Raw genomic sequence first — 8,598 nt, forward strand, 5'->3', positions numbered from 1 at the left:
AAAAAAGGCCCCGCGAAACTTCGCGGGGCCTTTTGCCTTGAAGCGCTACCAGCTAGCTCAAAACGCCACGTAAGGCGTGCTGCCCGGCAGATCGAAGCCGACATACACATGCCGCCCGTAGAAGAACGGCATGCCGAAGTCGAAGAAGCTCGAATCGCCGAAACTGCCCGCGAGGCTGTTGAACGCGAACTTCCCGCCGCCCGACGTCAGCGTCCGCGCGCTTACGACGCGGAAGTTGACCGTCGCGGAGGTGGTGCCGTCGAGACCCTTGATCGCGTTGTTCAGCGACAACTCCGACGACGGGCAATAGAACGTCGACGACGTGCATTGCGAGATCGAATTGTCGGCGAAGAAGGTGCCGTTCGAACCGGTGTCGAAGAACGTCGTGACCGCCGACTTGTTGTAGTTGCCGTTCACGTTGCCGCTGGTGTCGGTGGTGAAGGTCGTCACGCCGGTGCGGGCGTTGTTACTCTGCGTGCCGATGCCGAAGACGAGCGTCCCCGACGCCGACGCGGTGCCGTTGTCGCTGATGGGCGGCATCGTCACGATCACGCCGTTGTTGTTGACGGCGAACTTCGTGACCGGATTGACGACCTGCTGCGTGAGCGGCACGCCGACTGGCGTGCAGTTCGTGCCGTTCGGGCATGAGTAGTACATGCTCTGCGACGCCGTCAGGCAGCTTGCGCCGCAATCGTAGATCGCGTTGCCGACGCCGAGAATGCCGTTCGCGCCGAGATCGGTCGACGTGGCTTCGTTGCTGCCGCTCACGCAGCCGCTCGCCGGAACCGACGACGCGCTCAGGTCGCCGATGATCTGCACGGGAATATTCGACGCCGTCTCCCCGCCGATCTTCACGTCCGCCTGACGCACCGTGCCCCAGGTGAAGCCGTCCGCGAACTGCGTGCATTCGGCGAGTTGTCCGCCGCCCTGCGCCGCGCTGACCGGCAGGTTGCCGAGCACCTGCTGCGCCGCGCCGCTCACGAGCCGCAAGCCGTAGGAGCCGGTATCGAGCTGGATGTTGTCGATCGTCTGGCACACGGAGGTGTTGGGCGCGCAGACCGTCACCGATACGTTCGGGATGTTGACGAAGTTCGCCGCGCCCTTGTTGACCGTGATCGGCACGGCGTTCGTGCCGTTGACGGCGATCGGCTGGTTGTTGGTGCCGCCCGTGCCGACGTCGCTGCCACTGCTGGAGCCGCCGCCGCTGCCGCCGCTCGAGCCGCCGCTGGAACTGCTGCTGCTCGAATTGTTGTCGTCGCCGCCGCCGCACGCGACTAGCGCGGTCGCGAGCATCGCGGTCGCGAGCCAGCCGACGAGGCGCTTGAAGAACGGCGTGGATGATTGGGTGTTGAGGTGCGTCGGACGCATATGAGTTCTCCCGTCCGTTACTTGATATCGCTGCCGCTGACGCCGGCGGGCAGTTTTTCGGGCAGGTAAGCCTTGCCGGCGAACGAGCCCATGTGGCCGCCCGATTGCACGACGAGGCCAGAATCGTTCACGCTGACGGGCCCACGGCTGCCGCGCGCGGCGCGCTGCGCCTTGAGGCCATCCAGATATTGCGGGAAATAGGAGCCGAGCAAATTGAGCAAGTCGGGCATCTGTCTCCCCTTCCACGCGATGCCGAACACGACTCCTTCCGCTGACACGTATTCGTTGACGTTCGTGCCATTGGCGAGCGTGGTCGCGCGGACGGTGTACGTCGCCGCCGACGAAGCGCTCGCCGACGCAGCGCCCGATACCGCGCCCGGCACGGCGACGGAGCGCGACACCGCGCGGTTGGCGGTGGCGCCGTCGGGCGTCGCCATCGGCGCGCCGCCGAGGACGGCGTGGGCCGGTGCCGCGGCAAACGTGGCGCACACGGCGATCAGGGCGGCCAGCAACGGCAGCATGGCGCGCGGCTTGCCTTCACTTTCGATACGACCCTTCGGGGAATGATTCAATGACCTCACTGCTCCTCCTGCGAATTTCGTCCGGCCGCCGCATTGTCACGATTGTCACGGCGGGGCGGTGTTTCTCCGGCGGCGAAACGGCGCAAGAAAGCGACCGTTTCGATCCAGGCTAACGAAGTATGCCAGCCGAAAGGCGCCAGCCGGAAGTTCGCGAACGTACGCTCGCAGACAGATCTTCTCAAATCCGCCTATTTATCTCGAAATTGTCTGCGCAGAAAGCAGCGCAGGGCGCCATTCATGCGCCCTGCGAGGGTTATATCAGAAGAATTGTGCGCGCTAGAAACCGAGGCTCGCGAGCAGATCATCGACCTGCGACTGGTCCTGCACCACGTCGGTGCGTCCTTCCGGATTGATCTGCGGACCGTTAAGCAGCGTGTCCGGACTGCCGCTCGCCGACATCATCGCCGCCGCCGACGCCGCGAACTGCTCGCGCCGCTCCGGTGCAATGTTTTCGAGCAGCACGCCGAGCAGTTGCTGCTCGATCAGATACACGACATCGGTGATCTTCTTGATGACCTGCCCGGTCAGATCCTGGAAATCCTGCGCGAGCATGATTTCGAGCAACTGCGCGTTGGTCGCCTGCGTGTTTTCGGGCACCTGCTTCAGGAAACCGCGCGTTTCGGCGATCAGCGCGCTTGCGTCGCCCTTCGCGAGCGGCGCCGCGTACCACTCGTCCCAGCGTGCATCGAGCGCTTGCGCGTCGCGTTGCATCGATTCCTGCATCGGCTTGGCGAGTTCGATCGCGTTCAGCGCGCGGTCGGCGGCCTGCTCCGTCATCGTCGCGACGTACTTCAGGCGCTCGCGTGCATCCGGCACCATTTCCGACACCGCCTCGACCTGCTTGTCGAGGCCGAGCTCGCGCATCGAGTCACGCAGCGTGCGCGTCAGTTGCCCGATGCGGGCGAGGATGCGGTCGCTGGAATCGGCGCCTTCGTACTCGGCGACCGCCTCGGCGAGTTCGCTTTGTTGTGTGAGATCGGTCACGATCAGCCCCCCGTTTTGGCCATCTTCTCGAGAATCTTGGTCAGCTTCTCGTCGAGGGTCGCAGCCGTGAACGGCTTGACCACGTAGCCGCTCGCACCGGCCTGCGCCGCCGCGATGATGTTCTCCTTCTTCGATTCCGCCGTCACCATCAGCACCGGCAGGTGCGACAGCGTCGCGTCGGCACGGATTTGCTGGAGCATCGCAAGGCCGTCGAGGTTCGGCATGTTCCAGTCGGAGATCACGAAGTCGAAGCCGCCGCCCTTCAGGCGCGCGAGGCCGGCCGCGCCGTCTTCGGCTTCATCGACGTTCGAATAGCCGAGTTCCTTCAGCAGGTTTCGCACGATACGGCGCATCGTCGGAAAGTCGTCGACGACGAGGATCTTCATGTTCTTGTCCATCTTCACTCACTCCTGTGTGTTCGCATGCGGCAAGCGCCGCGTCTGCATTCAAAATCGGTACGGCGCTCAGACGCGCTGCACGCGTTCGCCCATCGATGCCAGCCGCGCCATCACGCGCCGGCTCATTTCCGTGAGCGGCGCGATCTCGATTGCGCCGCCTGCTGCAATTGCTTCGCGCGGCATGCCGAACACCACGCAACTCGCTTCGTCCTGCGCGAACGTGTAAGCGCCCGCCTGCTGCATTTCCAGAAGACCGGCGGCACCATCGCGGCCCATGCCGGTCAGGATCACGCCGAGCGCGTTCTTGCCCGCGTGCTGCGCGGCCGAGCGGAACAGCACGTCGACCGATGGCCGATGCCGGTTTACCGGCGGCGCATCGGAAAGATGCGCGACGTAGTTCGCCCCGCTTCGCGCGAGCACGAGGTGCGCGTGTCCCGGCGCGATGTACGCGTGACCCGGCAGGACGCGCTCGCCGTGCTCCGCTTCCTTCACCGCGATGCGGCACAGGCCGTTCAGGCGCTGCGCGAACGACTTCGTGAAGCCCGGCGGCATGTGCTGCGCGATCATCACGGCGGGCGCGTCGGGCGGCAGCGGCACGAGCACTTCGCGAATCGCCTCGGTGCCGCCCGTCGATGCGCCGACGATGATCAGCTTCTCGGTACTGACGAGCGGGTTGTTGAACAGCGGCGCGGGCTTCGCGGCTGCGCCCTGCGCGCCGCCGCTCGCGGCATGCGCCGTGTGAGGCATCTGCCGCACGCGAGCACGCGACGCCGCGCGAATCTTGTCGGCCAGTTTCTCGGCGTAATCGAGCATGCCGTCGCGGATGCCGACCTTCGGCTTCGTCACGAAATCGACGGCGCCGAGTTCCAGCGCGCGCAGCGTGATTTCGTTGCCGCGCTCCGTCAACGACGACACCATCACGACCGGCATCGGGCGCAGGCGCATCAGCTTCTCCAGGAAGTCGAGGCCGTCCATGCGCGGCATTTCGACGTCGAGCGTCAGAACGTCCGGGTTGTGCTGCTTGATCAGTTCGCGCGCGACCAGCGGGTCGGGCGCGGTCGCGCAGACGTGCATGTCGGGCTGCGTGTTGATGATCTCGGTCATCAGGCTGCGCACGAGCGCCGAATCGTCGACGCACAGCACCTCGATCCTGTGGCCTGCCTGTTGCTGGATGATGCTCATGCTTCCTCCGCGGTCTTCGTGCCGCGCTCCGCGCGAGCCAGACCGTTAGCGTTCAGCCCGGATGCCGAGCCGAACAATTCGATGCGGGGTTTCGCGGCCGCCGTGGCCGCGCCGAACAACTCGACGCGGGGCTTCGTTGCAGCCGCGCCTGCAACTGCGCCGCTGGCCGCGAACAATTCCACGCGCGGCCTGGCACCCGACGCGCCCGACTGATTGAACATTTCGACGCGCGCCCGGGCCCGCGCGAGCCGTTGCGCGCGTTCTTCCGGCGTGCGGCTCACGAGCGCCTGCTCGCGCTCGACGACACTCGTTTCCTGCTGCGTCTTCAGCTTCTTGACCATCACCTGGCCGCTCTTCGGCATGAATGCAACCTTGCGCGGATGCGCGCCCTGCAGGTCCTCGGCGACGATGCGGATCTTTTCCAGCGCGAGATAGCGGCGCACGAATTCCGAATTGCGATCGCCGATGTTGATCGTCGTCATGCCCGCGAGCACGGCGCCGCCGCCGAACACCTTCGCCTCGAAGCGCTCGCGCCGTCCGCCGCGCTTGATCAGTTCGTTGATCAGCACTTCCATCGCGTAGGCGCCGTAGCGCATCGAATCGGACGTTGCGTGCGATGCATCGGAGCCGTCGTCGGGCAGCATGAAGTGATTCATCCCGCCGATGCCCGCCGTGCGATCGTTGATGCACGCCGCGACGCACGAGCCGAGCACCGTGACGAGCACCATGTCCTCGCTCGTCATATAGAACTCGTTCGGCAGCAGCTTCACGCCTGGCTTTTGGAAATGCGTGTCGAAATACAAGTTCGACGCGATCGGCAACCCGCTCATGCGTCCGCTCCTGCGAGCGCGCGCGCTGGCTTCGGCTGAACCTTCAGGTCGCGCGTCATTTCGTAGACCGTCTGCCCGCGCAGCTTGAACGCCTGCGTCACATACGTGAAGTTCTCCGAGTGGCCGGCGAACAGCAGTGCGCCCGGCTTCATCAGCGGCTCGAAGCGCGACAGCACTTGCGCTTGCGTCGGCTTGTCGAAGTAGATCATCACGTTGCGGCAGAAGATCGCGTCGAACGGGTTCTTCAGGTTGTAGTTCGTGTCCGTCAGGTTCAGGCGCTCGAACTTCACGAGCGCGCGCACTTCCGGACGCACCTTCACGAGTCCCGCATGCGCGCCTGTGCCCTTCAGGAAGAAGCGCTTCAAACGCTCCGGGCTCAATTGCTTGACCTGGTCGAGCGAATAGACGCCTGCGTCGGCCTTGGCGAGCACCTGGCTGTCGATGTCGGTCGAGAACACGGTGCACTGGCGCGCGGCCTGCTCGCCGAGCGCTTCGATCAGTGTCATCGCGATCGAATACGGCTCCTCGCCCGTCGATGCCGCCGAGCACCACACCGACACCGGCTGCTGCCGCCGCTTCACGAAATCCGCGAGGATCGGGAAGTGATGCGACTCGCGGAAGAACGCGGTCAGGTTGGTGGTCAGCGCGTTGACGAAGGCTTCCCATTCGGCGCTGTCGTTGCTCGCTTCGAGGCGGTCGAGATACTGGCGAAACGTATCGATGCCGCACGCGCGCAGGCGCCGCGCGAGACGGCTGTAGGCCATGTCGCGTTTGTGGTCGGACAGCGAGATGCCCGCGCGGCGATGAATCAGCTCGCGAATGCGGGCGAAATCCGCCGACGTGAATTCGAAATCGCGTTCGACATCGGAGGTCCTCGGACGCTCAGTCGTGTCGATGCGTGCTTGGCGCGTTGCCGTCATGATGCTTCATGCCTCTCGTGGAGCTGCATCGCGCGCCGCGATGCCCAATCCCCGCGACCATGCGGCCCGATGCGCGCTGCGTTCGCGCGCTTCGATGAGTCGCCCTTGGCGGGGCGAGATGCCGAAAACCTGCATGGTCACTTCACACTGCCTTGAATGAATGATGCTCAGAACGTTTCCCAGTCGCCGTCGTCGGCGGTGGTCGCGCGTGTCTTGCGGGCTGCTGTTGCTGCCTTGCTTGCATCTGCGCCCGTAGCTGCGCTTTTGCTTGTATCTGTATTAACGGCGCGATTGCGCGCGACGTTAGGCTCGGCGGCAACTTTCGTTGCGTCGGCGTGCTTGGTTACCTTGAGCGGCGCCGGCTCGATGCGTGCGCTGGAAAGACGCGCTGCGGCCACGGACGCGCTCGGCTTCGCCTGCATGCCTTCGATCTGCCATTGCGCGACGACGTCCTTCAACTGACGCGTCTGGTCTTCGAGCGATGCCGCCGCAGCCGCTGCCTGTTCGACGAGCGCCGCGTTCTGTTGCGTGACGCTGTCCATCTGCGTGACCGCGCGATTGACCTGCTCGATGCCGTCCGACTGCTCTTCGGAGGCCGCGCTGATCTCGCCCATGATGTCGGTCACGCGGCGCACGGCCTGCACGATCTCGCCCATCGTCTCGCCTGCTTGCGCGACGAGTTCCGAGCCGCTTTCGACCTTGTCGGCCGAGTCGCCGATCAGCGCCTTGATTTCTTTCGCCGCCGCCGCGCTGCGTTGCGCGAGCGAGCGCACTTCGCCTGCGACGACCGCGAACCCGCGCCCTTCCTCACCGGCGCGCGCCGCTTCGACGGCCGCGTTCAGCGCGAGGATGTTGGTCTGGAACGCGATGCCTTCGATCACGCCGATGATGTCGACGACCTTGCTCGAGCTCGACGCGATCGCGTTCATCGTATCGACGACTTTCTCCACGACCTGGCCGCCGCGCGACGCGATGTCTGATGCGTTCACCGCGAGCTGGCTTGCCTGGCGCGCGTTCTCCGCGTTCTGCTTCACGGTGCTGGTGAGTTCTTCCATGCTCGACGCCGTTTCCTGCAGCGACGCCGCCTGTTCTTCGGTGCGCTGCGAGAGGTCCGTGTTGCCGCTCGCGATTTCATGCGCGCCGACGTCGATCGATTCCGCGCCGCGATGCACCGAGCCGACCATCGCGGTAAGGTTCGTGCGCATGCGTTCGATGCCCGCGAAGAGGCGGCCGATTTCGTTGGTCTTGTCGGTGTGCGCGGACTTCGTCAGATCGCCGCGCGAGATGCGGTCGAAGTGTTCGACGGCGTCGTTGATCGGCTGCACGATGAGGCTGCGCAACGCGACGCGCGTGGCGAAGAGCGTGATGAACGACAGCACGAGCACGGCGATGATCGCCGTATTGAGCATGCCGATGTGCGACGCGGTGTCCGCGCGCAGTTGTTCGGCGTGCGTTTGCTGCGCGGCGACGGCGGCGGAGGCGGCGGTATCGAACGCGACGAACATCGGGCTGATTTTCGTATCGGCGATGGCGTGGTATGCGGCCATGTCGCCGGCGCGGATTGCTGCGAACTCGGGGTTGACGCCGTTGTGCAGCAGCGCTTCGTGTTGGGTAACGACTGCGTCGAGCGTGGCTTGAGAGAGTGTGGGCTTCGGCGTGTCGAGGTAGAGCTTCCAGTTCTCGTTCGACTTGTCGAGCAGGAACTGGCCGCGGTCGAGGGCCTTCTTCGCTTCTTCCGCGTTGCCGGATTCGGTGAGCGAGCGTACGCGATCCAGCGTTACGCGCGAGCGCAGCAAGTACGACGAGGACTCGCCGATGGCGCGGATCGCGACCATGTCCTGTTGCGCGAGCGCTGAGAGCGACGTGCTTGCGGAATTGAGGCCGGTCAGGGCCAGCGCGCCCACGATTGCCGCGAAGCTCACGAAGAGCAGACCTACCAATGTCAACGTCGTGCGAATCGACCAATTCTTCAACATGTTTCTTCCTTCACGGGTTTTGCTATTTGGGTTCTTGCTTTGCACTTTTTAACGCGGGCGCGTTGAGGGTTTTTGATCTGCGGGCGGGTTTTTGGCAACACCGTTTGATGCGCTTAGGCTTTTAGGGAACTTGCTTTTTTAGCGGTCTATTCGCTCTGCCCCTGTCCGGGGCGGGACTCACTTTCTTTGCTGCTGCAAAGAAAGTAAGCAAAGAAAGCAGCTTCCAACCGCCAAAACTAACCAACCCCCACTTATGTAATGAGGGACTGGCGCTGGAGAGTAAGTGTCGCCCTCACGGTAGAACCGGGCTTGGCTCGCGGACCCACTGCGTCAACGCGCACTTCCTCGGAGTGGTATGC

Annotated in this window: 8 protein-coding genes; all 8 read right to left on the minus strand. The window is 64.5% G+C overall.

Annotation, left to right across the window (positions count from 1 at the left end):
• Positions 1-57: 57 nt before the first annotated feature.
• On the minus strand, positions 58-1,368 hold the full coding sequence (locus AWB65_RS02795; protein ID WP_087665655.1) for a DUF3443 domain-containing protein: 1,311 nt from the start codon (positions 1,366-1,368) through the stop codon (positions 58-60).
• 17 nt (positions 1,369-1,385) lie between these two features.
• On the minus strand, positions 1,386-1,889 hold the full coding sequence (locus AWB65_RS02800) for a DUF2844 domain-containing protein (RefSeq protein ID WP_087665708.1): 504 nt from the start codon (positions 1,887-1,889) through the stop codon (positions 1,386-1,388).
• Between the two features lie 336 nt (positions 1,890-2,225).
• Positions 2,226-2,933 (minus strand): protein phosphatase CheZ, encoded by a 708-nt coding sequence (cheZ, locus tag AWB65_RS02805; protein WP_087665656.1) that lies wholly within the window; start codon positions 2,931-2,933, stop codon positions 2,226-2,228.
• 2 nt (positions 2,934-2,935) lie between these two features.
• Positions 2,936-3,331 (minus strand): chemotaxis response regulator CheY, encoded by a 396-nt coding sequence (cheY, locus tag AWB65_RS02810; RefSeq protein WP_087655733.1) that lies wholly within the window; start codon positions 3,329-3,331, stop codon positions 2,936-2,938.
• A gap of 66 nt (positions 3,332-3,397) precedes the next feature.
• Positions 3,398-4,513, minus strand: coding sequence for a protein-glutamate methylesterase/protein-glutamine glutaminase (locus AWB65_RS02815; protein ID WP_087665657.1), 1,116 nt, complete (start codon positions 4,511-4,513; stop codon positions 3,398-3,400).
• A complete protein-coding gene (gene cheD / locus AWB65_RS02820; RefSeq protein WP_087665658.1) occupies positions 4,510-5,343 on the minus strand; it encodes a chemoreceptor glutamine deamidase CheD in 834 nt (277 codons plus the stop codon). The genes AWB65_RS02815 and cheD overlap by 4 nt, the downstream gene beginning before the upstream one ends.
• A complete protein-coding gene (locus tag AWB65_RS02825) occupies positions 5,340-6,263 on the minus strand; it encodes a CheR family methyltransferase (protein ID WP_087665659.1) in 924 nt (307 codons plus the stop codon). The genes cheD and AWB65_RS02825 overlap by 4 nt, the downstream gene beginning before the upstream one ends.
• A gap of 167 nt (positions 6,264-6,430) precedes the next feature.
• Complete coding sequence (locus AWB65_RS02830) at positions 6,431-8,239, minus strand: methyl-accepting chemotaxis protein (protein WP_087665660.1); 1,809 nt, start codon at positions 8,237-8,239, stop codon at positions 6,431-6,433.
• Positions 8,240-8,598: the final 359 nt, after the last annotated feature.

Source organism: Caballeronia humi (assembly GCF_001544475.1).
In the GTDB taxonomy this organism is placed as follows: Bacteria; Pseudomonadota; Gammaproteobacteria; order Burkholderiales; family Burkholderiaceae; genus Caballeronia; species Caballeronia humi.